Source organism: Chryseobacterium sp. KMC2 (assembly GCF_016756935.1).
In the GTDB taxonomy this organism is placed as follows: domain Bacteria; phylum Bacteroidota; class Bacteroidia; order Flavobacteriales; family Weeksellaceae; genus Chryseobacterium; species Chryseobacterium rhizosphaerae.
Window position 1 is genome coordinate 179,454 of sequence record NZ_JAESIT010000001.1, and the last position, 26,729, is coordinate 206,182.

The 26,729-nt window shown below is 37.3% G+C and carries 20 protein-coding genes; 5 read left to right on the forward strand and 15 right to left on the reverse strand.

Annotation, left to right across the window (positions count from 1 at the left end):
• Positions 1-25 precede the first annotated feature (25 nt).
• From JML65_RS00805 to JML65_RS00820, 4 genes are all read right to left on the reverse strand, one after another.
• The gene (locus JML65_RS00805) at positions 26-2,182 is read right to left on the reverse strand and encodes a glycoside hydrolase family 97 protein (protein ID WP_202269624.1); all 2,157 of its coding nucleotides are present in this window, start codon (positions 2,180-2,182) and stop codon (positions 26-28) included.
• 77 nt (positions 2,183-2,259) lie between these two features.
• Complete coding sequence (locus tag JML65_RS00810) at positions 2,260-3,366, reverse strand: SusE domain-containing protein (RefSeq protein ID WP_202269625.1); 1,107 nt, start codon at positions 3,364-3,366, stop codon at positions 2,260-2,262.
• A gap of 19 nt (positions 3,367-3,385) precedes the next feature.
• Positions 3,386-4,987, reverse strand: coding sequence for a RagB/SusD family nutrient uptake outer membrane protein (locus JML65_RS00815; RefSeq protein WP_084085996.1), 1,602 nt, complete (start codon positions 4,985-4,987; stop codon positions 3,386-3,388).
• 12 nt (positions 4,988-4,999) lie between these two features.
• Entirely contained in the window at positions 5,000-7,759 is a 2,760-nt protein-coding gene (locus JML65_RS00820; RefSeq protein ID WP_202269626.1) for a SusC/RagA family TonB-linked outer membrane protein, read from the reverse strand.
• A gap of 337 nt (positions 7,760-8,096) precedes the next feature.
• Here JML65_RS00820 and metG point away from each other — a divergent pair, with 337 nt between their 5' ends.
• Together metG and JML65_RS00830 are read left to right on the forward strand one after the other, a co-directional pair.
• On the forward strand, positions 8,097-10,133 hold the full coding sequence (gene metG / locus JML65_RS00825; protein WP_202269627.1) for a methionine--tRNA ligase: 2,037 nt from the start codon (positions 8,097-8,099) through the stop codon (positions 10,131-10,133).
• Between the two features lie 137 nt (positions 10,134-10,270).
• A complete protein-coding gene (locus JML65_RS00830; protein ID WP_202269628.1) occupies positions 10,271-10,933 on the forward strand; it encodes a hypothetical protein in 663 nt (220 codons plus the stop codon).
• A 199-nt stretch (positions 10,934-11,132) separates the two neighbouring features.
• Here JML65_RS00830 and JML65_RS00835 read toward each other — a convergent pair whose 3' ends face one another.
• From JML65_RS00835 to JML65_RS00865, 7 genes are all read right to left on the reverse strand, one after another.
• Positions 11,133-11,837 (reverse strand): class I SAM-dependent methyltransferase, encoded by a 705-nt coding sequence (locus JML65_RS00835; RefSeq protein ID WP_202269629.1) that lies wholly within the window; start codon positions 11,835-11,837, stop codon positions 11,133-11,135.
• 297 nt (positions 11,838-12,134) lie between these two features.
• A complete protein-coding gene (locus tag JML65_RS00840) occupies positions 12,135-12,947 on the reverse strand; it encodes a siderophore-interacting protein (protein ID WP_202269630.1) in 813 nt (270 codons plus the stop codon).
• Positions 12,948-13,053: 106 nt separating this feature from the next.
• Positions 13,054-15,264 carry a TonB-dependent receptor gene (locus JML65_RS00845; RefSeq protein ID WP_202269631.1) on the reverse strand — a complete coding sequence of 737 codons (2,211 nt, stop codon included), beginning with the start codon at positions 15,262-15,264 and terminating at the stop codon, positions 13,054-13,056.
• Positions 15,265-15,455: 191 nt separating this feature from the next.
• Positions 15,456-17,048: an MFS transporter gene (locus JML65_RS00850; RefSeq protein ID WP_202269632.1), complete on the reverse strand. Its 1,593-nt coding sequence runs from the start codon at positions 17,046-17,048 to the stop codon at positions 15,456-15,458.
• A 109-nt stretch (positions 17,049-17,157) separates the two neighbouring features.
• Positions 17,158-18,270 (reverse strand): HlyD family secretion protein, encoded by a 1,113-nt coding sequence (locus JML65_RS00855; protein ID WP_202269633.1) that lies wholly within the window; start codon positions 18,268-18,270, stop codon positions 17,158-17,160.
• Between the two features lie 22 nt (positions 18,271-18,292).
• Positions 18,293-19,603, reverse strand: coding sequence for a TolC family protein (locus JML65_RS00860; protein WP_202269634.1), 1,311 nt, complete (start codon positions 19,601-19,603; stop codon positions 18,293-18,295).
• Between the two features lie 89 nt (positions 19,604-19,692).
• Positions 19,693-20,538, reverse strand: a complete 846-nt coding sequence (locus tag JML65_RS00865; protein ID WP_047485374.1) for a helix-turn-helix domain-containing protein — start codon at positions 20,536-20,538, stop codon at positions 19,693-19,695.
• A gap of 74 nt (positions 20,539-20,612) precedes the next feature.
• Between JML65_RS00865 and JML65_RS00870 the strand changes: the two genes are divergently transcribed.
• Both JML65_RS00870 and JML65_RS00875 read left to right on the forward strand, forming a co-directional pair.
• Complete coding sequence (locus JML65_RS00870) at positions 20,613-21,086, forward strand: DUF962 domain-containing protein (protein WP_115917165.1); 474 nt, start codon at positions 20,613-20,615, stop codon at positions 21,084-21,086.
• A gap of 212 nt (positions 21,087-21,298) precedes the next feature.
• Complete coding sequence (locus JML65_RS00875; RefSeq protein WP_202269635.1) at positions 21,299-22,165, forward strand: DUF4349 domain-containing protein; 867 nt, start codon at positions 21,299-21,301, stop codon at positions 22,163-22,165.
• Positions 22,166-22,615: 450 nt separating this feature from the next.
• On the opposite strand, the gene JML65_RS00880 is transcribed toward JML65_RS00875, so the two are convergent.
• From JML65_RS00880 to dnaA, 4 genes are all read right to left on the reverse strand, one after another.
• Positions 22,616-23,314, reverse strand: a complete 699-nt coding sequence (locus tag JML65_RS00880; RefSeq protein WP_202269636.1) for an SAM-dependent methyltransferase — start codon at positions 23,312-23,314, stop codon at positions 22,616-22,618.
• A gap of 4 nt (positions 23,315-23,318) precedes the next feature.
• Positions 23,319-23,819, reverse strand: coding sequence for a nuclear transport factor 2 family protein (locus JML65_RS00885; RefSeq protein ID WP_202269637.1), 501 nt, complete (start codon positions 23,817-23,819; stop codon positions 23,319-23,321).
• Positions 23,820-23,824: 5 nt separating this feature from the next.
• Positions 23,825-24,274, reverse strand: a complete 450-nt coding sequence (locus tag JML65_RS00890; protein ID WP_047485390.1) for a low molecular weight protein-tyrosine-phosphatase — start codon at positions 24,272-24,274, stop codon at positions 23,825-23,827.
• Positions 24,275-24,381: 107 nt separating this feature from the next.
• Complete coding sequence (gene dnaA / locus JML65_RS00895; protein ID WP_047485393.1) at positions 24,382-25,836, reverse strand: chromosomal replication initiator protein DnaA; 1,455 nt, start codon at positions 25,834-25,836, stop codon at positions 24,382-24,384.
• A 136-nt stretch (positions 25,837-25,972) separates the two neighbouring features.
• Between dnaA and JML65_RS00900 the strand changes: the two genes are divergently transcribed.
• On the forward strand, positions 25,973-26,380 hold the full coding sequence (locus tag JML65_RS00900; RefSeq protein WP_202269638.1) for an acyl-CoA thioesterase: 408 nt from the start codon (positions 25,973-25,975) through the stop codon (positions 26,378-26,380).
• Positions 26,381-26,729 lie beyond the last annotated feature (349 nt).

Here is a 26,729-nt window from a genome sequence, read left to right on the forward strand (position 1 = left end):
CAGTTTTATAATTGTTTATAAAATTTTATTTTACAGGTTTGATAGAAACCGCGAAGCCACCGCTTCTTACCATTTTAAAATTAATTTTAGACTTGCTGGTAATCTCTTTCTTATAGATATTATAGCTTTGAGGATTGTCGATATAATCAGCATCTTTTCCATCTTCATAGATTGTTGCTTCATATTTCTTTCCTTTATCCAGGAATGAGAAATCTACGGTATACTCACGCTTATTTTCGTCTGTAATACCACCTACAAACCAATTTTCAGTACCTTTTGCTTTTCTGGCAGTGATCACGTAATCTCCTGGCTCTGCAGATAAGATTTTAGTATCATCCCAGTCTGCAGCTACATCCTTGATAAACTGGAATGCATCCATATGCTTCTTATAGTTTTCAGGAAGGTCAGCTGCCATCTGAAGAGGCATATACATCGTTACATATAATGCTAACTGCTTAGCCAATGTAGTTTTTACAAAACGTTTATCTCCAGGGAAATAATAGTCTAATTTAGTTTGGAAAATTCCCGGAGTATAATCCATTGAACCACCCATCCATCTTGTAAAAGGAAGGACAGTCTGGTGATCAGGCTTATTTCCTCCGAAAGCCTCATATTCCGTACCACGTGCTGCTTCTGCAGAAATATAGTTTGGATAGGTACGGCTTTCACCGGTAGGACGTACAGATTCGTGAGAGTTGACCATAATCTTATACTCATTGGCTTTTTCAGCAATTCTGTAGTAATGGTTGATCGTCCATTGAGAGTAATGATGTTCTCCTCTCGGGATAATATCTCCTACATATCCTGTTTTTACTGCATCATACCCATATTTATTCATCAGCTGGAATGCTTTATCAGACCATCTTTCATAGTTGGCTGCCGAACCGGATGTTTCGTGGTGCATGATCAGCTTTATTCCCTTAGCATGAGCATAATCATTCAGCATTTTGATATCAAAATCCGGGTAAGGAGTAATGAAATCAAAAACAAAATCTTTAGAGTGTCCGAACCAGTCTTCCCAACCAATATTCCATCCTTCGATCAACAGTCCCTGGAATCCATTCTCTGCGGCAAAGTCGATGTATTCTTTAACTTTTGTATTGTTGGCAGCATGTTTTCCGTTTGGAGCCAGTTTCGAGAAATCCGTTTTATCAATATGAACATTCTCCGCTGTAGAATACGCCCACTGTGATTTTCCGATGATCATTTCCCACCAAACACCCATGTATTTTGTAGGGTGAATGTAAGAAGTATCCGTATACTTTGTAGGCTCATTAAGGTTAAAAATCATCTTAGAATCCATCACCTGTTCCGCTTTTGGAGCGACAATAATTGTTCTCCACGGTGTTGTTGACGGAGTCTGAATATACCCCTTCGCTCCCTGTCTGTCTGCTGTCAGGTGCGTTTTGAATCTGAAGTTCTTTGCGTCAACTTCCAGATGGGATGCAGGGTAATCCAATACTGCAGCTTCAGCAACATTGATATACAAAGGTTCTTTTCCTTCTCTTTTAAGCATTAAGGGTGACTGAACTGCATTTTTCACTAATGACTGTGATGCATTGGCATCGAATGCCTGATCCCATTTAGCAGGAATTTCAGAAACTTTAGTTTCCTGATATTGATATTCCTGAGAGTCATAGTCTGCAACCAACCACCAGGCTTTCATATCTGTTGGGAAATCAATTTCAGAATCCTCTTCTCTGATAACGAAATAATTAAGATTTTTCTGTTGTGGAAATTCATATCTGAATCCCAGACCATCATTAAACAATCTGAATTTTACCACAATACTTCTATCTGTAGAAGCCTGATTCAAAGTAACTGCCAACTCATTGTAATTGTTGATGTAGTTTTTCTTTTCACCAAGAACCGGCTGCCACGTCTCATTTTTAGAATCTCTCTTTTCATCTACCTTTGCAAAACCGTTGTTTAAGTCGAATTTTGCATCTTCCGGTTTAGCAATTTCGGAAGCGAATTTTATGGCTGTGTCTTTAAATAATCTTAATCCTAATTTAGAATCTTCAACCACTACTCCTCCATTATAGGTAAGGTTATAGTAAGGTACTCCATTTTTCAGCTGAAAATTCATTTCAAATTTTCCATCCGGAGATTTTAAAGATTGTGCTTTCACACCTACAAACATCATGGAGAGCAACATTGCTCCAACTGTAATTTTCTTCATATTGACTATTTATAATCTTAAAAATAGATAAAGTGCTACGGTAAAGCAACACTTTACTATATAATTCATTTAACTTATTATAATGGCTCGATTTTGTAGATTCCCAGTTTCAGGTCTACAGAAATTTTATAGTTTCCTCCGTTTCCGTTAAACATAATATTTCCATTATTTCCTTTTGGAGCCAGATATCCTGTATTGCCATCTCCTAAAAGATTTCCCCAATCCAGCTCTCCAAAGCTTTGCTGGCCCAGAAATTTAAACTGAGAGCCTGCCGGAAGGGCAAGGGTATGCTCAAACTTACCATCCCCCATGTTGGTCATAGCAATTGCTGTTGCAGCATTCCATGAATTAATCGTACCTACGATGTACAGGTTTGCAGGATTCCAGACTGTGATTGGAGATGCAGATACTGTGATTGTTTTTTTTGTAGCTTCTGCATCAATAACAATTTTATACATTCCAGTGGCTCCGTTAAACTTAATATTTTCCGCCGGTGCAGCAGATAAATTGGAAGACCAGGTTTTAAAATATTTGTTTTCCTGTTTCATTCCTGCGAAATCTAAGCTGTAATTTAATGGGTTCCAGTCCTTCTGTCCCAGGAATCTGAATGTTTTACTGCTTTCCAAATAAGTATATATTGTAGAGATATTCTCATTTTTATATAACAATTGGGCCTTACTTGCATCCCAGCCTATAGCAGACGCTTCACCTACTAAATAAAAAGAAGGGTATGTAGTCAAATAAGGAGTTACCTTCATTGAAATCACATTAGAATAAAATACCGCATTCCCTACGGAGGCCTTCATTCTTATTTCAATATTTTCTGCAATTTCAGGAAGAAATCCCGCATCGATAATAATTTTATTAAAATCTTTTACGGTATAAGTAGCGGTCAAATCACTGGCTATAAGATCTGTACTTTTAGCATCTTTAAACCCAGTTCCGGCTTTGGCAATCTCCAGCGCATTATTGTTTACGACAGCAAGATTAAATGTCGGATTAGTCCAGGTAAATTTTACAGCTTTATCATTTTCGTTAGCCTTCAGCATAACCAATGTAGTAGCATCCGCTGATAAAGTCGGAGTTTTTGTCATCTCCAGTACAGCTTTGTCTTCATCCTTCTCACAAGAAATCATGAATATCCCAATGAAAACCGCAGCTAATATCTTGAATAAATTTTTCATTTTAAACGGTATTTAAAGGTTAGTAACCAGGATTCTGGATAAGATTAGGATTCGCAACAATATCCCTGTTCGGAATAGGGAAAAGGTTTCTGTAGCTTTCCACCGCTTTTCCTTCTTTTACATTTCCCTTCCAAGGCCAAAGGTAATCCCCTGTGGTATACTTGTTGAAACGAATAAGATCTGTTCTTCTGGTAGTTTCCCAGGAAAGTTCTCTTGCTCTTTCATCTAAAATGAAATTCAGATTGATAGAAGTTACATTTCCATTGGTATTACCGTACGCACGTTCTCTCAATTGGTTAACGTAAGTAACTGCAGTTGCTACACTTCCACCAGAACCACCTCTGAGAACGGCTTCCGCATACATAAGGTAGATATCGCCCAAACGGTATAAAGGAATATCCGCCTCTACCCAGTTATCGTGGGCGCCGGGAGTTCCGTTACTTTTAATGTTTTTATACTTGATAAATGCATATCCATCCGTAAAAACACCTAAATTATTAATTTCCAGATTCTGCCCTGAGGTAAAGAACCTTCCTCTTTTATCAGCTCCATCGGCAGGAAATAAACCTACAAATGCCTTTGTGGTTCTCAAACCACCCCATCCGCCACTGACTCCAAAATCAGAAGCCTTCATATCTCCGCCTATTGCCGCATGCACCAAATAAGTAGTTCCACCGTTGGTCTGAGTATTGATTCCGTCAAAATTTACACTTAGAATTTGCTCAGGGTTATTGATGTTGTTATCTGCAAGGAATAGCTCGTCATATTTTGGTTTTAAAGAATATCCTGCTGCAATTACCTTATTGCAATAAGTGATACAATCTGTATTTCTCGGTGTTCCCGTATATACTTCTGCATTCAAATATAGTTTGGCAAGCAGTGACCATGCCGCCGCTTTGTCTGCTCTTCCATACTCATTTGTTTTAGGGTCTTTAAGTTCACCAGCTACAGCCAAGAGTTCAGACTCAATAAAAGTAAACAAAGCCTTTCTCTCTATTCTCTGTGGAGGAGTTAAGGATCCCGGTACGTAGGTTTCATCTACAAAAGGAACATTCCCAAACATATCAATTGCATGATAGTAAGACTGTGCTCTCAGGAAACGTGCTTCAGTTCTCATCAGCTTAGCTTGTACAAGATTGTCACCGGTAATATTATTTTCCGCTAATTTTTCATCCGTCACATTTCGCAGAAATTCATTACAGAAAGCAATTTCCGTGTACACTCTGTAATACATGGCTGTGATAAATTCGTTGGAAGAATCCCAGGTCATTTTATGCAGTGTGTGAAGATTTCCGTCATTCCAGCCGATTACAGCTTCGTCCGTCGTTAAAACATTCAGGTTGTACATCAGCCTCGTGTATTGGGAAAAACCTCCGTTGATTCCGTTGATATCACTGTCTGGCTGGTCACCGTCACCGCTTATCTGCCCTCCCATAGCAAGACCTCCATATAGTTTTGCCAGAATATTTTTATAATTGGAAAAATCTTTATAGATCACCTTAGCTGTAACATCCGTAATTGGTTCTCTTTCCAAATCATTAACGCATGACGCTGTGGTCAGTAGAAAAGCCGCAGAAAGAGGCAGTACTATATTTTTAAGTTTGATTGTATTTAGTTTCATCGTAATTATTATTTAAAATTGAAAGTTAAAGCCTAAAGAATATATTCTAGGCATCTGATAGTATCCGTTATCGATTCCGCCAAAAACTTCAGGATCTACTCCTGTGTATTTTGTGATCACAAAAACGTTTTGCGCCATACCGTATACTTTCAGATTACTTCCTTTAGAAAAAATTTCTCCGAAATTATAACCTACGTTGATATTGTCAAGTCTTAGAAAGGATGCATTCTCTACATAAATATCTGATTTGTATTGAGGTACTGAAAACTTATATTCCGGTGCTGTAGAAAATACATTCTGAAGATATTCGTTGGTAGATGCAGACTGTAAAGAACTGTTGGATGCCATATTGTTATACACATAGTTTCCTAACACGGCTCTTGCACTAAGGGCAAAGTCCCAGTTTTTATGAGAAACCTTTGTAGAAAAGCCCAAAATAGCATCCGGAGTAGTCGATTTATAATAATACATATCTTTCGTATTAATTACCCCATCTGCATTTCTATCTACATAAGCTCCGTCTACAGGTTTTCCGTTCGTATCATATACCTGCTGATATACCCAGAATGCGTTGGGAGCATACCCTACCGCATGAGCCTGAATTCTATTTCCAGAACCACCCTCAATACCTCCAACTTCCATATTGAAAGATTCATCAGCTCTGTCTTTCAACTTCGTTATTATCGGCTTGTAATGGGTAGCATTGAAACTTACTTCCCAGGTTGTTTTTTCATTTTTAACAGGAACAATAGTAATACTTCCTTCGATCCCTTCATTTTTCATGTCCCCTACATTTTGCCAGCTGGCGTTGCTCAAACCTCCTGCAGGCTCATCAGCATACACTAATAAGTCTTTAGTATCTTTTCTGAAAAGATCGATGGATCCCGTAATTCTATTGCCCGCAAAGCCATAATCTATACCTATATTCTTTGTAATAGTAGTTTCCCAGGTAAGATTTGGGTTATAGTTGGTCGGTCTGAACATAAAATAATACTCATTCCCAAATTGATAGCCCGCTCCGGGATAACTTGGATTATAGGAAGCAAAAGCAGGGTAATTATTGGGTTTATTCCCATTAACTCCCAGTGCCGGAAGTTCTTGCTGTCCTGTTTTCCCCCATCCTGCTCTCAGTTTCAATGTGCTGATTGCAGAAATATTTTTGATGAAACTCTCTTCGTTAAGCTTCCACGCTAAGGAAACCCCCGGAAAGACACCCCATACATTATCTTTCGTTCCGTTAAAGAATCGCGAAGAACCATCTCTACGTACAGATCCTGAAATAATGTATTTATTAGCTACCGTAAAAATTGCTCTTCCATAAAAAGAGATCAGTGTATTTTGCGTTTCAAAATTCAGGTCCTGTGCATTGATTCCGGTTCCTCTATAGGTAACGGCTCCTGGAATACTCAAACGGAAATCCTGATAAGCATATCCTGCTGTAATGTCTACACCAGTATTGATTGCACTTATATTCTTTACATAATTAAAGTAGGTTTCCAAGAGCTTATTATTCTTTTCCATAGAATAAAAATTCGAGCTCCCTTTATCGGTATACCCTTGTCTTAAATTACCATCCTTAAATTTATGTCCTTTACTTTTTGTATAATCATATCCGGCATTTACGTTGAAATGCAGGTCAGGAAGAAAATGAAATTTATAATCTAACTGGATATTCCCCAGTCCTCTTGTTACTGATGATACATCTCTTACCCCATTAATCATTCCCAGCGGGTTTGAATTCGCATTGGCATTAAATCCGGTGGCAGCTCCTGGATCCAGCCACTCATAGTAACCTCCATACTTAGTATTTCCTGAATACACCGGCTGTGTAGGATCAAAATAAGTAGCCGCTTTGATCACTCCACCGTCTACAAATTGGTTATCCGTAAAAGTTCCTTTCGCATTTACATTCACTGATAAATGATTGTCAAAGAATTTTGGATTTAAGTTCAAACCTACTGAAGTTCTTCGGAATGAATTTGATTTTACAATTCCATTCTGCTCGTTATAGCCTAATGATAAGCGGTAAGGCAGTCCCTTAATACCTCCTGAAAGGGCCACATTATTATCTGTACCCCATGCTGCCTGATAAATCTTGTCTTGCCAGTTGGTATCTGCATTTCCCAATTTTGTTTTGTAGCTGTCCGGAGCATAAGTATTGACAAAGTCTCTAAATTCCTGCGCGGTCAGTACATCTACATTTCCCATTTTGGTAGACACTGAGGTAACAGTGGAAAAATTCAATTTGAACTTTCCGGAACTTCCTTTTTTGGTTGTAATTAAGATCACACCATTGGAAGCTCTGTTACCATAAATAGCAGTAGCTGAAGCATCTTTCAGGATATCAAATGTTTCAATATCATTAGGGTTGATGAGAGATAACGGGTCAGAAACCCCATTCATTCCTACAAAATCCTGAGGAACTCCATCAATAACAATCAATGGAGAGTTTTCCCCACTTAAAGAAGAAGTACCCCTGATTCTGATTTTTGTTCCGGAACCCGGAGCACCACTGTTATTGGTAATCTGTACCCCGGGTGTTTTCCCTTGGATCAGCTGTCCGGCAGAAGTTGCCCCTCCGTTGAAGTCTTTTGCAGTGACAGAAGTAATAGAACCGGTAAGATCAGATTTTTTCTGCTTTCCATACCCAATCAAAACCACTTCTTCAATCTTTTTTTCTTGAGGAATAGAATCCTTGTTCTGCGCATGCATTACTGTACTGGCCAGTAAAAAAGCAGGCGCAATTTTTAATACTGTTGTAAAGTTATTCACAATCATATTTTTTTATAGTTTCGTTTTTTCAGTCATATTTTGGCCTGAAGCCAGACTCGCAATTTATAAAAAAAATAGAATTATTATAAATTTAATATAATTTTAGTTAAAATTATGTATATTACGAAACCTATTTTAGTTAAAATTTTAAATTCCAATATTTTACAACGACTTATGCATAGCATAGTATTTATACTAAATTAACAAATTGTTAAACATATGTTTAACTTTATTTCATATCCACATGGAAAAAAATAAAGGTGTCAGGCATAATAACTCCACAAAGAGCGGTATTCAAGAGATAATCCTTATCTTTGCAGTCAAAACTTTACTATAAATGTCAAACAGAAAGATGATTACGGCAGCTTTGCCTTATGCAAACGGACCGGTTCATATAGGGCATTTGGCAGGTGTCTATATTCCTGCGGATGTTTACGCAAGATTTCAGAGAAGATCAGGAAAGGATGTAGCGTTTATCTGTGGATCAGATGAGCACGGAATTCCTATTACCATAAGAGCTAAAAAGGAAGGGGTTACCCCACAGGATATCGTGGATAAATATCACGAGATCATCAAAAAATCCTTTTCAGATTTAGGAATCTCTTTTGATGAATATTCAAGAACAACTTCCAAGAAACATTATGAGACCAGCCAGGATTTCTTTAAGGTTCTCTATGAAAAAGGAAAATTTACTGAAGAAATTTCTGAGCAGTATTTTGACGAGCAGGCAGGAGAATTCCTTGCTGACCGTTATATTGTGGGAACCTGTCCCAACTGTGGCAATGAGAATGCTTATGGTGACCAGTGTGAGAAGTGTGGGTCTACCCTTTCTCCTTCAGAACTGATCAATCCGAAATCCATGCTCAGTGGAAATGTTCCTATTCTTAAAGAAACGAAGAACTGGTATCTTCCTTTAAATGAATATGAAGACTTCTTAAATGAATGGATTATTGAAGGGCACAAAGATGACTGGAAACCGAATGTATACGGACAGGTTAAGTCATGGTTAAATGACGGACTGAAACCACGTGCGATGACCAGAGATCTGAACTGGGGAGTTCCTGTTCCTCTTCCGAATGCGGAAGGAAAAGTACTTTACGTTTGGTTTGATGCTCCTATCGGGTATATTTCATTCACTAAAGAATGGGCTGAGAAAAACGGAAAAGACTGGAAGGATTACTGGCAAAGTGAAAACAGTGACTTAGTACATTTTATCGGAAAGGATAATATTGTATTCCACTGTATTATTTTCCCTTCGATGATGAAAGCTCACGGAGATTACATCATGCCAGCTAATGTTCCTGCTTTTGAATTCCTGAACCTTGAAAACGATAAGATCTCAACATCAAGAAACTGGGCGGTATGGGCACATGAATATGTGGAAGATTTCCCTGGCCAACAGGACGTATTAAGATATGCTCTTCTTTCATCAGCTCCTGAAACAAAAGATAATAACTTTACATGGAAGGATTTCCAGGCTAAAAATAACTTTGAATTGGTTAATAAATTTGGAAACTTTATTAATAGAGTTATTTCTTTTACAAATAAGAATTTTGAAGGTAAAGTTCCGAATGGTATTTTAGATGAAGAAAGCAGAATTGCTATCAAAACCGGAATAGAAGAAGTAAGTAATCACTTAGAAAAATATGAATTCAGAAATGCTTTAAGTGCTTTCATGAGACTTGTAGATTATGGTAATCTATATCTTCAAAATGCTGAACCTTGGAAAACAATAAAGAACGATCCAAATGAAGCAGGACAAGCTATGTTTGTTGGAGCTCAGATTGCAGCAGTTGTTGCTCAATTGTGTGAACCATTTATGCCATTCTCTGCTGAAAAATTATTTGGTTACTTCAATATTGAAAAAAAGGATTGGAATGATTTACTAAATACTAAAATCCATATTGAAGCAGGACACAGAATTGAAGAAGCTCCCCTATTATTTAATAAGATTGAAGACAGTGTAATCGAAGCTCAGATCCAAAAGCTGGAAGACACTAAACAAAACAATAAAAAAACAAACCCTAACGCAAACCCTATGAAAGAAGAGATCACATTTGATGACTTTACTAAAATAGACCTTAGAACAGCAACCATTTTAGAAGCTGAAAAGGTAGAAAAAGCAGATAAACTATTGAAACTTACTGTAGATACGGGAGTAGATGTAAGAACTGTTGTTTCAGGAATTGCCGAAAGCTTCACTCCGGAAGAATTGATTGGAAAGCAGGTAATGATCTTACTGAACCTTGCTCCAAGAAAAATCAGAGGAATTGAATCTCAGGGAATGTTACTATTAACGACTAAACCTGATGGAAAATTATCTTTCGTAACACCGGATGACAGCAATGTCGAAAACGGTATTGAGATCGGATAATTACCCATTCACTCATATACAAAGAGGCTTTCTTCCAAGATAGCCTCTTTTTTGATGTTATAATATGATCCGCAGTATCATTTATAAACACAGGATAAGGTAAATATTTCAATATAAAAACGTTTTTACAAATATATATGGTAAATAAAAGCGTACTGAGGAAACTCTCAGATTCCGAATTAGAAAAATATATAAAAGAAGGCAATCGTTTTGTGCCAGAAGCCGTCTCGATGGCTTTTGAGCTATTAAAAGAAAGAGGACGGGTTTTTACAGAAGAGGAAAAAACCGCCGTTCAGGAGTTGATTCAAAGTAAAAAAAATGCAGAAGAAGCAAAGCTTACGGAAGAAAAAGAGCTTTGGAAGGATCATATTACAGAAGATCCTACTGCTATCAAACTGTATTCTAGAATGACCGTTTTTATAAGCAGTGTTCTTCTGGGTACCATTCCCGGAGCTATTTTATTGTGCCTGAATTTAATAAAATTAAAAAAATATTTCCCGGCTCTCCTTACATTGATATTCGGCTTTCTTTTTTTCTTTTTGCAGGAATATGTATTTCAATCTCATTTTGACTTCACCACCACCTCACGATCCAGTCCTGAAATGGGAATTATAGTAATCGGAACATTAAGCCTGGTCGGTATCTGGGTAGCTACTATTCCCAAAAAGCTTCCTTATCAGGCAGAGTCCTATATTTTCCCTGTTATTTTATGCATTGGAACGGCTGTTCTGATGTCCTATTATTACCGGGATTGGTTTTCCATATATCCATTGCTTAAGATTCTCCGTTTATTCAGATAAAATATTGGTTTTACCATACGTTTTTAGAAGCTGATTCCCGCTATCCACTTTTACTCCTCGCGCCCAAGCTAAACAGTCCAAATCTGGCTGCGGGGTAACCGTTTCTATCGGGGCTAAAAAAATCATTCCGTAAGATCCAGTCTTACGGAATGACAATATATATGAACATCGGCAAAATTGTTTCGTATGCCAATGCTTGCTATTTCTTGGTCAGTTTTGCCAAATAAGAGTCCTCATCCTTCAGAATCCGTTCTACTCTAAATCCATTATGCTCCGCTGCATTTTTAAGGGTATTGAAATCGAGATACAGCCATGTGATTGGCTCCTCAGATTCCCCTTTATAATGAACCACATAGTCTAGCTCCCCATAATATCCACCGGCAGGAATATACACACCACCATCTTCATCCCGGTCAAACATATAGAGAATATCAGTACTGTCGATCAGAATTTGCCCGTTATCATTTAATAAAGCATGTAATTTTTGAAGATAGGGGTCTATTTTAGGTAGACTTTCAAAAATTCCGGTACCATTCATCAGTAATAAAACAGTATCGAAAGTTTCTCCCGAAAAATCAAGAATATTTTCACAGACAGCATTTTTGATCCCTCTCAGTTTACAAACTTCAACAGATTTTGGTGAAATATCCAGCGCCACTACCTCAAGGCCTTTTTCATTCTGAAGATACAAAGCATGAGAACCGGCCCCTGCCCCTATATCCAAAACTTTTCCTCCGGATAACTGCAGTGCCTTCTGCTCAATACCATTCATTTCTTCAAAATCTCTGAATAAGTAATCTACAGGAAGTTCATCCAGTTCAGAAATTGATGTTTCAGTCTGCAGATCTTCCGGATTGTCATTGTGATAATAATCCCAGATTGCTCTGCCCATTAAATCTTTCATGCTGCAAAGATACAAGTTAAAAATGGAGAATTAAAAGTTGAAAATTGAAAATTTGTCGTCCCAATCTCAGTAATACAACATCCGCAACACTGTCAACCGAAGGCTTTTCTTCGGTCTTTAAATGATAAAGATGAGTGGAGTAATTACTATTTTGGGGGTTGGCTAAAGCCAGATGATATTTGAGGGATATGGTAAGCGGACTAAAGTCCACTCCTATTGAATTTTAACAGTACATCCTTATTCTTTACTTTTCTTCTCTTCACCACAACCTATCACCTATTACCTATTACCTATTACCTACTCCATCGAATCCTTCTCCCTATGTCTGTCCGCCTGGGACTCATTTTCAGCAACTCCCGCTTTCCAGTAAGAATACGCATACAGTTCCTGGGAAGTCCAGTTTTTATCTTTTCTCAGATAAGTACGGATTTCTTTAACACTTGAAAACTCGCAGGCCACATAACCAAACTTCCGGGTTTCAGGAATTTCGATATTTTTTACCGCTTCCGGCATCTTACTGCCGGTCTGAGGTTGCGCATTATGAAGCCACTTAAAATCAATATCTGCTTGAGTTGCTAAGAGCTGCTCATCTTCTTTTCCATGAACTTCAATGATACAGACCCCTTTTGCAGTTGCCGGCAGGGTTTCTAAAATAGCACTTAAAACAGGAATTGCGGTAGCATCTCCTGCTAATAAATACCAATCGGCTTCAGGATACAGCTCTTTTCCATCCAGCCGCATCATCACTCCCAGTTTGGAACCAGCTTCCGCATCTCTCACCCACTTTGAGGCCGGACCACCGTCTCCATGATCTACAAAATCAATGATCAGCTCATTTTTCTCCAGATCAATTCCTCTATGTGTATAAGTCCTGATAGCCGGAGCAATTTCCTTAGCAGGATATACCCATTGATGATTTTCATCCAGGGTTGGAAAATGAATTTCGCTTAACCCAGCCGGAGGAACTGCAATTTTATTATTATCTCCTACCACTGTGTTTTTAAACAAATGGACTTCAGGTGAATATAAATAAACCCTGATAAAATGGTCAGTGATGTATTCTTTTCTGGTCACTTCGGCAACAATCTGCCCTGTTGAAATTTTCGCCATAACTGAAATTTTTTTTTAAAATTAATATCCGGTTTCCAGCTAGCGTCAGAAACCGGATGTCTAAGAAAATATCATTCAGATTAAGGCTGTATACCCTAATCTATTTTTAAAAATCAAATGTATAAGACAGGTTGAATGTTCTTCCTCTTCCTTTGTAATTAAACAGTTCAGGAAGTCCGTAAGAAGAATATAAAACCTGAGAGCGCTTGCTCCATATCGTCTGATAATCCGTATTAAACAGGTTCTGGATTCCTACATTGAATTTACCCCAGTTGAATCGGTAGCCAACCATTAAATCAGAGGTATTATACCCTTCCACTACATTATTAAGCTCGTCTTTCTGTTTGAAATTCTGTAGCGACTGAAATCTGAACGACCAGTCCTTAATAGTATATCCGATATAAGTCACTAATTTTGATGGAGAAGCGTTATAGATCTCCTGCTTTTGCCATTCTCCTTTATTATCTACCTCAGATTTAATCAAAAGTCCGCTGGCTCCGAAGTAAAACCCATTGCTTAAAGCATAGGAAACCTCAGCTTCAATTCCCATATTCCTTAATTTCAAATCATTCACCAGGATCTGAAACGTCTTTTTATCTACTGCAACACTCTTGTCAGAATTACTTAAAAACCCTGCAACCTGTGCTCTCAATCCACCTTTATTGACACGGTACCCCACTTCAAACTGATTGGTTTTGATCGCCTGTAGTGGCTGATCTTTTACATTGATACTTGATACCACATCCCAGTTCGTTCCATTCAATTTATAGGTCCCGATTCCATAAAACTTTGCAGGATCTGCCAAACTTGCCCCCTGAGAAAATGTTCCCCAAACCTGGTGCTGTTCATTGAATTTATACAGTAATCCGGCATTCGCAAGGGTTACATTGTAAGAACTCTCCCCGCCGGGAATGGCAGATGCTGATGTTCCGTATCCCATTGCTACCTGAGTCTGCTGCTCAGAGCCCACAAAATCATCCATTTTTACAGTGATATTCTGATAACGGACTCCTGCATTAACCTGTAACTTGGGAAGGATATTGTACTTTGCCTGAACATATCCTGCATAACTCTGAGAATGGTTGGTAGGATATCTTCCTAATCTGTATTTTGTTTCATTGATCAATCCACCGCTTGACATTGTTTTAGCAATATCATAAACCGACTGATTTCCTTCAAATTTTTCAAAATCAATATCCGCTCCATAAGTAACATTCAGTCCTCTCCATGATTTTGATAATAAAGCTTTGATCCCTGAGTAGTCGGTATCCTGCTGTGAAGATGACATATAGGCTATTTTTCCGCTCTGCAATGTCACATTTCCGGGGAAAGGATAAAATCCTAATTTCTCACCACGGGTAGCCAGCTGTACATATAGGTCCTGTCCGCCAAGAATTCCGGTTCCGGTATAGGCTACGGTTCCCATATAACGTTCTGTTCCTACATTTTTATCGGAAGAAAAACCGTCTCTCATTTCCAGCAAAGAAGCATTTTTCTTTGTAAAAGCACTTAAATTTTCTCCTAAAAACAGGCTTCGGTCTCCATTAAACTTAGAGTTATAATACTGAAGGGAAGCTGTTATTTTATGTTTATTATTAAACTGGTATCCTCCTGTAGCCATGATGTCAACAGACTGGTTGTACTGAAGGTCGGTTTGTGTAATATCGGTAAAAAGCTGATGCTGGTCTGCACCATAGACTCCCCCATTTTGCTGGTAAGCAATTCCCAATCTTCCGAAGAATTTCTCTCCTTTTCCTGCAATAGACTGTGCAGTACGGAAGTCATGGTCATCTTTACCCATAAATCCTGAACGTGCTCCCAATTCAGTTTCTCCACTGATTCCTTTTTTGGAAGGGGTTTTTGTAATAATATTGATGATACCCCCCGTTGCATTTCCTCCATAAATGGAACTTGCTCCGGAAAGCACTTCAATTCTTTCAATATTAAACGGGTCAATAGCGTCCAGCTGACGACTGATGGCACGAATACTGTTCAATGAAACTCCGTCAATCATTACCAGCGCAGAACGTCCTCTCATATTCTGTCCATAGTTAGTTCTTCCCTGTGGACCAATATCCATACTTGGAATTAGGATGGAAAGCATTTCTTTAATAGGAACCCCGCTTTTGGCCTGTTCCTGAATTTTTTCTTTCTGAACCACCCAGACTGTTCCTGGAATTTCAGAGATTTTTGTAGGTTTTCTGGAGGCTACGATCACCACATCATCAATACCTTTAGAGGCTATAGAATCCTTAGCGGTCTGGGAAAATAATAATCCTGAAGCTAACAGACCTATGAATGCATACTGCTTTTTCATTCTTTCTACTCGAAGTTTTATAATCCAACAAAGATAATTTTTATTACTTCTAAATAAAAATAACTAAAGCTGAAATTATTCATAATTTAAAAGGCTATGCAGTCCGGATTTCATGTATAAATTCATAAAAAACGTAAAATCCCAGCCTATACAGGATCCGGGATTTTACTAGTGAAAAACAAGGTTATTTTTTATACCGCAGGTCCGGCTGCGTCTTTTATTTCTTCTAATAATTTTTTTCGTTCATGAAGTCTTCTTCTTGCAATAACAGATTTTCCGCCAATTACTCTTACAAATCTCAGGTATTGGAAACGCTTGGCTCCAAAATGATGGGTAATTACATAAAACAATACTCCAAAACCAACCATAATGATATATCCGAATATCTTTTTGGTAGCAATAATAATAGCATTCAGCTGGATAGCCTTCATATTGGCAGCTACATTCTGAGGAGTAACCGTCATTCCATCCATATAGACAGCAAGGTCTCCTACTGCTGTAATCTGAAACCGGTATTGAAACCACGAATACAGAGTTGAAAAAATACCTACAGCCAAAAAGGTTCTCCAAACCAATACCAACCCTATTGCGGCAAGCATTTCATCCATTTCAAGCTTATCTAAAGTATAGAACCATACTGAAATAAACAGTGAACACATTCCATAGCCTTTTAAGAACATGGGCAGATACCAATGATCATAACTAAATTCCAATACCATCGAGAAATACATAATGATAGCATATCCTATCATCCCGGCAAAACCTGAAAATATATACATCTTCAGCGGTTTTTCCTTTTTAAACCAGAAAACGGCAATAGCTCCGGCTAAGACAATTCCGGGAATCATCAGTAGACTAAGACCGGCATTCGTCACTTGGTCATATCCCAAAACTCCCACTGCAAAAGTATTCTGAAGAGAGGCTGTTCCTAAAAACATTCCCAACCAAAACAACATAAACAAACCATGCTGAACATTATTTTTGGTAAATATTTTAAATGAAAGGTAAGGCCGTTTTAAAGTTAACTGACGTATACTAAGCAGTGCAAAGCTTATAAAGGCCGCAATACTTGCATTAATGATATGTTTTGAATTCAGCCAATCCTGTTGTCTTCCAAAAGCATACACATATGCCGAAAACATAAAAGTGGATATAAACAGCAGTATACTTAGCCAGTCGATGTAGTGCAGAGGGACTTTCAGTGCAAAATACTTATTGTGCATGAAGATCCAGTGGATAAGCGCCAATGCAAAACATAAAACTGCTGTAAAGATGTAAAACTGTTGCCAGTTGTACAGAAGGGCAAACTTAGCAGCGTAATAAGCTGCTACCTGGTTCATTACCAGAACAAATGTATAAAACAATCCGTAAAACATTCCCCGGTTACCGATCATCATCATTAATGGCAGAAACAGCTCTATAGTCACCATCATTTTCATAAATCCAATCAGAAGAGAGGTAGAAACAAAAATCATGGGTTCTAAAGTAGTGGCATTCACATAGCTCAAAAGCCCCAAAAGCACAAGCAGCAATACCATTTTATCTCTTACTTTGAATCTCATTTTCATTCTGAGAACAACCGGCATACATGCTCCCATCCCAATGGTAGTGGCATAATTTGCCCACATGAAATATTCTGTTAACGCTCCGGTACCGCTCACCAAATGGCTGATATTCCCGGTATACACCCCACCAAGCGGCATTACCACTGCAAGCAGTAATACAATCAGTAGCAGCTGTACGGGTTTAGGTACCCAGTCGTTATATAATCCTTTATTGTACATGTTTTTTTTAGATAATAGATTTCAGATATCAGATAACAGACTTTTAATTCATCTTCAGTTTTCATTCAAAGCATTTGGTCTGAAATCTGACATCTTCCACCTTTTAGTCTTAATTAATATTCACATTCATGTTCATTCCTGCGCTTAGTTTATCCATATCTTCTTTTTTATTGGAAGCTGTAAATTCAATTCTTACAGGGATTCTTTGCTGCACTTTGATGAAGTTTCCGGTAGAGTTATCGGTAGGTACGCTTGAATATCTTGATCCGGTGGCCGCAGACACTGCTGTCACCACTCCTTCAAACTTTTTACCCCCCAAAGCATCTGCCGACATTGTTATTTTTTCACCGATTTTAATATTAGGCATCTGACTTTCAAGGAAGTTAGCGGTAACCCACTTCTGACCGTTCAGTACAATGGTAGCTACCTGTTGTCCCGGCTGAATCAGCTGTCCTTCAGAAATCGTTCTTCTTCCCATTACCCCATCATAAGGTGCTGTGATGACCGTATAAGAAAGGTTGATTCTTGCCATGTCCAAAGCAGACTTCGTTCTTTTAATTTCTGCATCATTGATTCCTAATCTGCTCTTCACTTCCGTTGTAGAAAGATTCGCCGACTGCTTTTGATTGACCAATGTTTCATAAGCTGCTTTCTGGGCATCATATTCAGTTTTTATCTGGTCATATTGCTGTCTTGTCACTGCTTCAGCGGACAGAAGATTTTTATATCGGTTTAAGTTTTGTTCGGCATTCCAAAGTCTGGCTTTGGCACCGGCAATATTGGACTCCATTACATTAATGTTGTTGGAAACTGTGTTTACAGAAGAACCTGTAGCTGTTTTCTGAGCTATTGCATTCTGATAAGCAGCTTCAGCTTGTCCCAATTGTGTCAGGATTTCACGATTGTCAAGAACCACCAGGGTATCTCCTTTCTTTACCTTTTGGTGTTCTATAAACTTAATGTCTTTGATATAGGCAGAAACCCTTGTATTGATTGGATTAATAAATTCTTCAACCTGAGCCGCTTCCGTATAGGTTTTATTCCCGATATGAAAATATTCACGGATTAACCAAAACAATCCGAAACCAATCAACATAAAAACGATGATGTTGGAAATGATTGCTCTGATCTTATTTTTTTTATTTTGCTTTTTTTTACCTTCTCCACTTGGTTTTGCAGGAGTTTGAGGTGTATTTTGAGTCGTTTGTTCCTTGTTTTCCATTGTGCTGATTTTCAGTTTAAAATTAAAGTGTTCCTGTAGATTTCAAAAGGTTATAGTACTGGTACAAAACATTGATCTCCGCATTGGCATAATCAAGTTCTGACTGCAGTTTCTGGTTCTGGGCATCAATCATTTCTGCCTGCACGGCCAATTGGTTCAGATACTTAGCTTCCGTGATTTTATAGTTCTCTTCCGCCAACCTTTTTGAATCATTCAGGATATCCGCCTGCTGAATTGCTTCCTGGTATTTTGTATAGGCTGCATTCACTCCCATGTCTATATTCTGCTCTGTCAACGTTATGACATCATCAGCCTGGTTCTTTTGCAGTTCACCTAATTTTACCTTTTCTTTTGTTTTATACAGTGTATCTATATTATAGCTAAGGGAAACACCGGTCTGCCATCCTCCGGAATACATATCCAACACAGGGTTTCTTGTGGTAATCGGCCTTTGCAGGGTATACCCCCCAAATCCAGCTATGGTAGGCATGTTATCAGTCTTTATAATTTCGATATTCTTGTCAGCTATAGCTCTGTTTTTCTGTGCTGATTTCAGCAGTGGATTACTGTCGTGAGCAAGGCTCATATAATAATCCATCCCGATTCCTGATTCTTTATTTTCAATACTTTCGGTAGGAACAATCTCAGTATCAGATGGTAGGCCTAACGCAATATTTAAATTATAGTTAAGGATCTTTTTATTGTTGGAAAGGGTTAGAATTCCCTGGTCCAGGTTTTTAATAGCCAACTCACCACGGATCACTTCATTTCGGGTTACCATACCCTGCTGGTAGAATTTCTGGATATTTTTAAGACGTTCCTGAGCCAGCTTTTTGTTGTTTTGAAATACTTCTTGCTGATTTAGGGTTTTGTATACATCCAGATAATTTGAAATCACTAATAATTTCACATCCTGCTTGTTCTTCTCCAGATCCAATTCTGAAAGCTGCTCCCGAAGACTGGCCATTTCAATAGACTTATTCACCAATCCTCCTTTGAAAATCAGCTGTGTCGCCTGTACCGCATACGAACTTCCGTAATGAGGCATGGGAATAGTGGTGGAATTTGAAAAATCTTTGTCAATAGCTACTGCATCTCCCAAATAGAACTGGCTTGTAGAAGCCGTAATGGTGGGCAATTTTTGAAGTTTTACAACATTGGTGTTCTGTTTGGCGATGTCAATATTCTGTGCAGAAACTTTTAACTGCTGGTGATTTCGGACTGCCAGTTCGGCAACCTCCCCGGCGGTCATCTGTTTAATCTGTTGTGAAAAAAACAGCGCAGGAAAAGCTGCTATCAAAAGAGATAGTGCTGTTTTTATTTTCTTTGTCATTTTACCTTGTTTTACGGATACAAAGTTAAAGCAATACCAAAATCAATCAAATGTTTGATTTTTGGAAAAAGATGTTCAAATGTAGGATTTTAGTTTTCAAACTGATGCCTGTATTGTTTAGGGCTTACCTCAAGATGTTTCTTAAAAAAGTGTGAAAATGAGTATTGATCACTAAATCCGAGAATAGAAGAAACCTCTGAAACCGGTTTATTAGAGGAGTTTAAAAGCACTTTTGCTTCATTAATGACAATAACTGCAATAATCTGGCTGGCGGATTTTCCTGTAATAGACTTCACGACTGACGAAAGATGTCTGGTTGTAATGGATTGCCGTTCTGCATAGAATTCTACGGTCCTTTCTGTAAGATGATACTCTGCAAGATCGGTAAGAAATACAAAAACAATCTCTTCCTGTCTGGACATCTGGTTCATAGAGTTGTTATCCTCTTTGGAGATAATTCCTGCCATCTGGTAACAGAAAACAGAAAAAAGATGTTCCACCATTTCTTTTTTGTACAGCATTTCCGTTTCAGAATCCAGGATATACTTCAGGAAATTGACGCTTTTCCAAACCACCTCCATTTCACTTTCCAGAAAAGGGACTCCTTTGTTCATCTGCTGTCTGAAATAACGATAGGTGATCAAGCGATTGAATTTCAATGATAAAGTAGAAATAAATTCTCTTTTATAGGAAACCATTCGGGATTGGAAATCATCGCTTACCGCTACAACTTCATAAATCGTTTGTGGATCGGTTACCATAAACATATTGGATGAAAGCTCCAGGTCATTGAAATGCTGCCTAAGCTTTAGAGTTCCAGATTTAATAAAAATAAACGCCGGATTATCGGGACGGAACGGCTTGTCAACAGCAATTCTCTCAAAGATATTGCGTTGGGTAAAAATTTCAACTCCGAATTTTTCTAGGGCAGACATATCACAAATTTAAGCAAACTTATTCCCGATTACAAAATTTTATTATTTTAGCATTTACCAAATTCACTATAACTATGAGAAAGGTTGATTTATTATTTGCAGAATATAGCAAGAGCCATAGAAACGCAACCAACAAATTGATCCACTGGATCTGCGTACCTTTGATTTTCTGGGCTCTCCTGGGCTTCGTTTCTCTCATCCCATCACCACATTTCTGCTTTTATTACTTTGGATGCATCAGTATTGTAAGTATGATTACCGTTTTATTGGTTACTTTTTTCTATCTACGGCTTTCCTTCCTGATCAGTGTCATCATGATTTTCATGATGCTGGCAACGGAACACTTTATCTATCTTACTAATGTCCAATTTGGAAAACAATCATGGATCATCTATCTTACCATATTTATTATTACATGGATCTTCCAGTTTATCGGTCATCAAATTGAAGGTAAAAAGCCTTCCTTTCTAAAGGATCTTCAGTTTTTATTGATCGGGCCAATCTGGCTGCTGGGTTTCATCCTTAAAAAAACAGGAATCAGATACTAACCTTCTTCAACATTTACACTTATCACCGAACAATCTCTTATCTGCCATTCAGAGTTCCCTTAAAATATTATTTTTATTTGTTTGCCAAAAATAATTCGGGTTCCTTACAACCTTTACAATAATAAAAGCATCCTTTATAGTATATTAGGTAGTATTGCCTTGGAAATAAATTTTTCAAGCATACTTTTTGATAACATTATAATAAACTATCTATGAGAACTCTATTGTTACCCTTATTTTTTATTATCCTTATAAATTGCAGTAAATCAAATGCTGACAAACAGGCCGTGAGTGTAGATTTAATGGAGGTAATTCCTGAAGATAAGGTTTCTTCTGCTCCTCCACCACCTCCACCACCCGCTGAAATTTCAAAAGCATCTGCATTAACCTCTACCGGTATTCCCAAGAAAATAGATACGATTTCAAGAAAAGTGATTAAAAATGGAGACATGAGAATCCAGGTAGGAGATATTAAAAAAGCACAATCTCAGATCAATGATATCTTAAATAAGAATAAAGCTTATATTCAAAAAGAACAGTTTCAAAATACCGATACCGATGATCATCTGGACCTGACCATTCGTGTTCCCCATAAAAATTTTGATGAACTTGTTAATTCTTTTTCAAATGGGGTGGGCTCTGTTCTTTCCAAAAACATTTCATCCAACGACGTTACTGAAGAATACACTGATATCTCCATAAAACTTGCCAACAAGAAAATATATCTTGAAAAGTACCGTGATATGCTCAAAAGTGCTGCCACCACAAAAGATATGCTGGAAATCCAGGAGAATATCCGGGAACTGGAAGATGAAATTGATGTAGCAGAAGGAAGGCTTCGTTTTATTGACGACCGGGTCAATTACAGTACCTTGGAGGTAAGTTTATATAAAGAAAAAGTAAGAAGTTCAGCGACTTCCAAAATAGGATTTGGAAGCCGGTTCATAGACTCCCTTACAGAAGGCTGGAATGGTTTTGTAAGCTTTTTCCTTGGGATTATTTCATTGTGGCCCTATTTCCTGCTTCTTCCATTCATTGTTTTTCTTTGGAGAAAATGGAAATCACGTAGAAATAAATAATGGAGTTTTCACTTTATAACACCTATAAATACAGAAAAAATCCGGGCATCGCAGATGCCCGGATTCTTATTGCACTATCACAATGTAATCATTAAAATAACTTAACTTATCTCTACATTTTTGTCATCCGCATATTCTTTAAGTTATATGATAATAGACAAGAATGATGCAAAGGATGCGTTAAGGGCTGTTAAATATTATGAGATAAAAAGATAAAAAAAACTTAATAAATTCATCCTATGAATTATTGAGTAAAACAAGCCAATCCTAATTTTTTACCGCTCTCAGATTAAATACTTAGATTTTATTAAACTCTGTTTTCATTTCAACAAACCTGCAAACTAAAATACTGATTTAAAAACACATACAGAACTCAACACTCACAGATTGAGCAGATCCCGTATTTTTTATTGCTGAAATCAACTTTATTTACTCAATCTCAGAGAGAACTTATTTTCCAAGAACAAATACTGCCGGGATCTTATGAAGTTCCGGCTTTTGTTTTTGCCAGTCTTTTATTGTTTTTGTTTTTATAAATTCATGTTCAGGATCGTTGATATTGGCAGCGATACACAGCTTCGTGTTGGAGGGTAAGAATTTCGTTAAATCTTCAAAAAGCTGATTATTCCGGTAAGGTGTTTCCATAAAGATCTGTGAATACCCTGTTTTTTGAGCCAAACTTTCCAGGTGCATAATCTGTTTCTTCTTCTCTCCTTTATCAATAGGGAGATAGCCGTGGAACGTGAATTCCTGTCCATTGAATCCGCTTGAAATCAAGGCAAGAATAATGGATGATGGCCCGGAAATAGGAATAACTCTGATATTCTTCTCGTGACACCATTTTACAATCAGGTTCCCCGGATCAGCAATACAAGGTAGCCCGGCCTCTGAAAGCAACCCAAAATCCTGTCCTTTTAACATAAGATCCTGTGCTTCTTTAATATCAGCTCCTTCCGTGTATTTATCCAGTAAGAACAGCTTCAGATCAGCCTGTTTCTTTTCCGGAGCAAAGAATTTAATCACCTTTCTCGCCGTCTTTTCATTTTCGACGAAGAAATAGTCCGTCTGCATAATATAATCCTTCAAAACGGGCGAAAAATGGTTAATAGAGGTGTTTTCTGATAAATAAGCTGGGAGTAAAAAAAGCATTGTATTATTTTTTTGTTCTTTCGTTGAGTGAAGGTTGTGGGAAATATTTGGTAAGATCCATGGAGAAGGTAACGGAAGTGATTTTCCAGACGCCATTGATTTTCATTAATGTCCAGATCTCTTTTCCCCAGTTTTCCATTTTACCGTCATACCAAAAGCTGTAATCAAAATTGGCCGACGCTATGGCTCCGTCTTCAATAATCTTTATATTGTCAAATTTTTCTTCAGATTTGTCATCTGAAAAACTCTTGATAAAGTCCTTATAATCATCTGCAAAGTATGCACTGGCTGTAGGACTTTTTTCCAGACGTTTTGCCTGGCTTCTTTCTTTATAAATCCCTGTCCAAAGTACGGGTTCCTGGAATAAAGATAAGTATTTAGCTTCATCCCTTGTTTTGATGCAGGTCATAAAGTCATCCATCAGTTTACGGATTTCGGTTTCATCTTTGGTTTTGGCAAAAGAGAAACTGAAACTCAATAGAAATAACAACACTAGTTTTTTCATGATTATTATTTTGGTATTTGTTCTTTGATGGCATTACAGCCTTTTTCCAATAATTGAAAAACGTTTTCAAAGTCTTTCATATCGCCCCAATAAGGATCCGGAACTTCTGCATTTTTATGATCTCCTGCGGCTTCTAAAAATAAGGATATTTTCTGGCGCTCGTCTTCATTTTTAGCTTTTGAGACCACATCAGCATAAACATCGATATCCATACAGTAAATCTTATCAAAAGTCTCAAAATCAGTTCTGGTGATTGGTCTTGATCTTTGTTTAGAAATATCAACCCCATGGTTGGCAGCTGTTTTTATCGCTCTTTTATCGGGATGCTCCCCTTCATGCATAGAAATTGTTCCTGCAGAATCTACAATAAAGCTTTCCGGAACTTTTGTTTTCATAATTCCTTCTGCCAAAGGACTTCTGCATATATTTCCCAAACAGACCATTAGTATTTTCATTCTGAAAAAAAATTAATTATAAGACCCTTTTACTTCAGCAAAACTAAATAAAAAATGAAGAATAAACCTATTCTTCATTTCTATTATTTTATTTCAGTGATTATTTTCTACTGTTTGATTCTTTCTGTAAGGTCTTTGACGTACTTCTTTACTTCTTTGTCTATTTTTGATACATCTTTAATGGTATCACAAGCATACATTACAGTTGAATGGTCTTTTCCGCCCATTTCTTCACCAATTTTACTAAATGTAGAGTTCGTGAATTCTTTTGAGAAATACATAGCCAATTGTCTTGGAAGAGCAATTTCTCTTTTTCTTGTTTTGGATAAAAGCTGTTCTTTTTTGATTCCAAAATAGTCACATACCACTTCCTGGATGTAAGGAATATTGATGATCTTCTTCTGGTTGGCAGCAATCCTGTTGATGGTTTCTTTTAACAGCTCTAAACTTAAATCTGTTTTATAGATCGTAGAATAAGCAATTACAGAGTTGATAATACCAATAAGCTCTCTTACGTTTGTTTTTGCTTCAGAGGCAAGGAACTCAAGCATATCGTCAGGAAGAACAATTCCGTCTCTGCTCAGTTTATTCTCAATAATTCTCTTACGTGTTGTTAAATCCGGAGATTTTATTTCTGCAGAAAGTCCCCACTTGAAACGGGAAACAATCCTGTCCTGAATATCCATAATATCTGCAGGAGCTTTATCAGAAGTAAGGATAATCTGCTTTCCATTCTGATGTAAGTGATCAAAAATGTGGAAGAAGCTGTCCTGCGTGGCTGATTTTCCTGATAAGAACTGAATATCATCGATGATCAATACATCCACCATTTGGTAGAAGTTTGCAAATTCTGTTTGTTTATGTGCTTTAGCAGCAGAAATAAACTGCTGAATAAATTTTTCTGAAGATAAGTAAAGAACCACTTTATCCGGAAACTGGCTTTTTACTTCAAGACCTACAGCCTGCCCTAAGTGGGTTTTCCCAACACCATAACCTCCGTATAAGAATAATGGGTTGAAAGCGGTTGCTCCCGGTCTCTTTGCAATTGATCGGGCTACTGTAGCCGCAAATTTATTACTTTCTCCTTCTACATAATTATCGAAAGAAAAATCTGCCTTCAGATTAGAATCAATATTAACTTTCTTAATTCCTGGAACTACAAAAGGATTTACAATATTGGAAGAAAATCCCTGAGGCATTGTTTCCTGTACTTTTGGGGTAGGAACGCTTTTTCCTTTCATATTCATGGTAACAGGTTTTTCCAGTCCGCTTGGTCTGTTTTCCATTACCGAATACCATAATTTCACTCCTTTTCCAATATTTTTTTTCAGGGCTGCAGAAAGAAGGGATAGGTAGTTGTCTTCTATATATTCTTTGTAAAAATCACTGGGAACAATTAATGTAAGGTTGTTGTCAGCAAGGGAAAGTGGCTGTACTTTATCAAATAACAGGTCGAAAGATTTCTCAAGCTTTTTCAAATCAGAATCATCCTCAGCTGCGTTTAAATTATCACGCATAAACTGAAGACACCTCTGCCATATCATCATTAAATTTTCGTCCATATTTGGGCCCCGATTAATTGTTTGTTAGTATTGTTTTTAGAAGGATGACAAAGGTCCAATATTTTCTTTTTAAAAAAAAATATTGCAGGTATTGATTATTTAAAAATATATTTGTATGTATAATTTAACGCTAAAAATGATACACACAACACACTCAATACGAGTACGTTACGCAGAAACCGACCCTATGAAATATGTCTACTATGGCAACTATGCCGAGTATTTCGAAGTAGGGAGAGTTGAACTCTTCCGAAGCATAGGAATTTCATACGATGAAATTGAAAACCAAGGAATTTGGCTGCCCGTTTCAGATTACAAAATTAAATATATTCGTCCAGCTTTGTATGATCAAAAATTAGAAATCCATACCTATATCAAAAAAATTCCGGGAGTAAGAATTGAATTTGAGTATGAAATATACAATGAAGACCGTGTTAAGATTACTGAAGCTTCCACCACGCTCTTCTTTTTAGATGCAAAAACCAACAAGATTATAAAATGTCCTGATTTTTTGATGGAATTCATTGAAGCCAACTGGAAATAGATGACAGATGTGTCTTCTATTTTATCATATAAACTCAGCATGAGAACGTACCTAAAGAGCCTGAATCTATTACTATAATACAGAAGTAATTTTCCAGGGAACTACAAAGAATGCCTTTTTAGAGAATTAAAATATTACTAAAAATATAATAAAACAGAAACAAAAAAATAAGCATTACTCATCTTTCCGATAATAGACAGTTAAAACTTTTATTATATTGAATCGTAATATTTTACTCTTACTACTTTCTTTTAAACTCCTAAAGAATACATAAGCCCTATTTTATAGAAAAAAAATAAATATATTATTTAAAAATCATATAAAACTCCTTGCAAACAGGCAAGTTAAA

Excerpts from the sequence above, each read along its gene's own strand:
- JML65_RS00805 (WP_202269624.1), bottom strand. The coding sequence starts at position 2,182 with ATGAAGAAAATTACAGTTGGAGCAATGTTGCTCTCCATGATGTTTGTA.
- JML65_RS00810 (WP_202269625.1), bottom strand. The coding sequence starts at position 3,366 with ATGAAAAATTTATTCAAGATATTAGCTGCGGTTTTCATTGGGATATTC.
- JML65_RS00815 (WP_084085996.1), bottom strand. The coding sequence starts at position 4,987 with ATGAAACTAAATACAATCAAACTTAAAAATATAGTACTGCCTCTTTCT.
- metG (WP_202269627.1), top strand. The coding sequence starts at position 8,097 with ATGTCAAACAGAAAGATGATTACGGCAGCTTTGCCTTATGCAAACGGA.
- JML65_RS00830 (WP_202269628.1), top strand. The coding sequence starts at position 10,271 with ATGGTAAATAAAAGCGTACTGAGGAAACTCTCAGATTCCGAATTAGAA.
- JML65_RS00835 (WP_202269629.1), bottom strand. The coding sequence starts at position 11,837 with ATGAAAGATTTAATGGGCAGAGCAATCTGGGATTATTATCACAATGAC.
- JML65_RS00840 (WP_202269630.1), bottom strand. The coding sequence starts at position 12,947 with ATGGCGAAAATTTCAACAGGGCAGATTGTTGCCGAAGTGACCAGAAAA.
- JML65_RS00845 (WP_202269631.1), bottom strand. The coding sequence starts at position 15,264 with ATGAAAAAGCAGTATGCATTCATAGGTCTGTTAGCTTCAGGATTATTA.
- JML65_RS00850 (WP_202269632.1), bottom strand. The coding sequence starts at position 17,048 with ATGTACAATAAAGGATTATATAACGACTGGGTACCTAAACCCGTACAG.
- JML65_RS00855 (WP_202269633.1), bottom strand. The coding sequence starts at position 18,270 with ATGGAAAACAAGGAACAAACGACTCAAAATACACCTCAAACTCCTGCA.
- JML65_RS00860 (WP_202269634.1), bottom strand. The coding sequence starts at position 19,603 with ATGACAAAGAAAATAAAAACAGCACTATCTCTTTTGATAGCAGCTTTT.
- JML65_RS00865 (WP_047485374.1), bottom strand. The coding sequence starts at position 20,538 with ATGTCTGCCCTAGAAAAATTCGGAGTTGAAATTTTTACCCAACGCAAT.
- JML65_RS00870 (WP_115917165.1), top strand. The coding sequence starts at position 20,613 with ATGAGAAAGGTTGATTTATTATTTGCAGAATATAGCAAGAGCCATAGA.
- JML65_RS00875 (WP_202269635.1), top strand. The coding sequence starts at position 21,299 with ATGAGAACTCTATTGTTACCCTTATTTTTTATTATCCTTATAAATTGC.
- JML65_RS00880 (WP_202269636.1), bottom strand. The coding sequence starts at position 23,314 with ATGCTTTTTTTACTCCCAGCTTATTTATCAGAAAACACCTCTATTAAC.
- JML65_RS00885 (WP_202269637.1), bottom strand. The coding sequence starts at position 23,819 with ATGAAAAAACTAGTGTTGTTATTTCTATTGAGTTTCAGTTTCTCTTTT.
- JML65_RS00890 (WP_047485390.1), bottom strand. The coding sequence starts at position 24,274 with ATGAAAATACTAATGGTCTGTTTGGGAAATATATGCAGAAGTCCTTTG.
- dnaA (WP_047485393.1), bottom strand. The coding sequence starts at position 25,836 with ATGGACGAAAATTTAATGATGATATGGCAGAGGTGTCTTCAGTTTATG.
- JML65_RS00900 (WP_202269638.1), top strand. The coding sequence starts at position 25,973 with ATGATACACACAACACACTCAATACGAGTACGTTACGCAGAAACCGAC.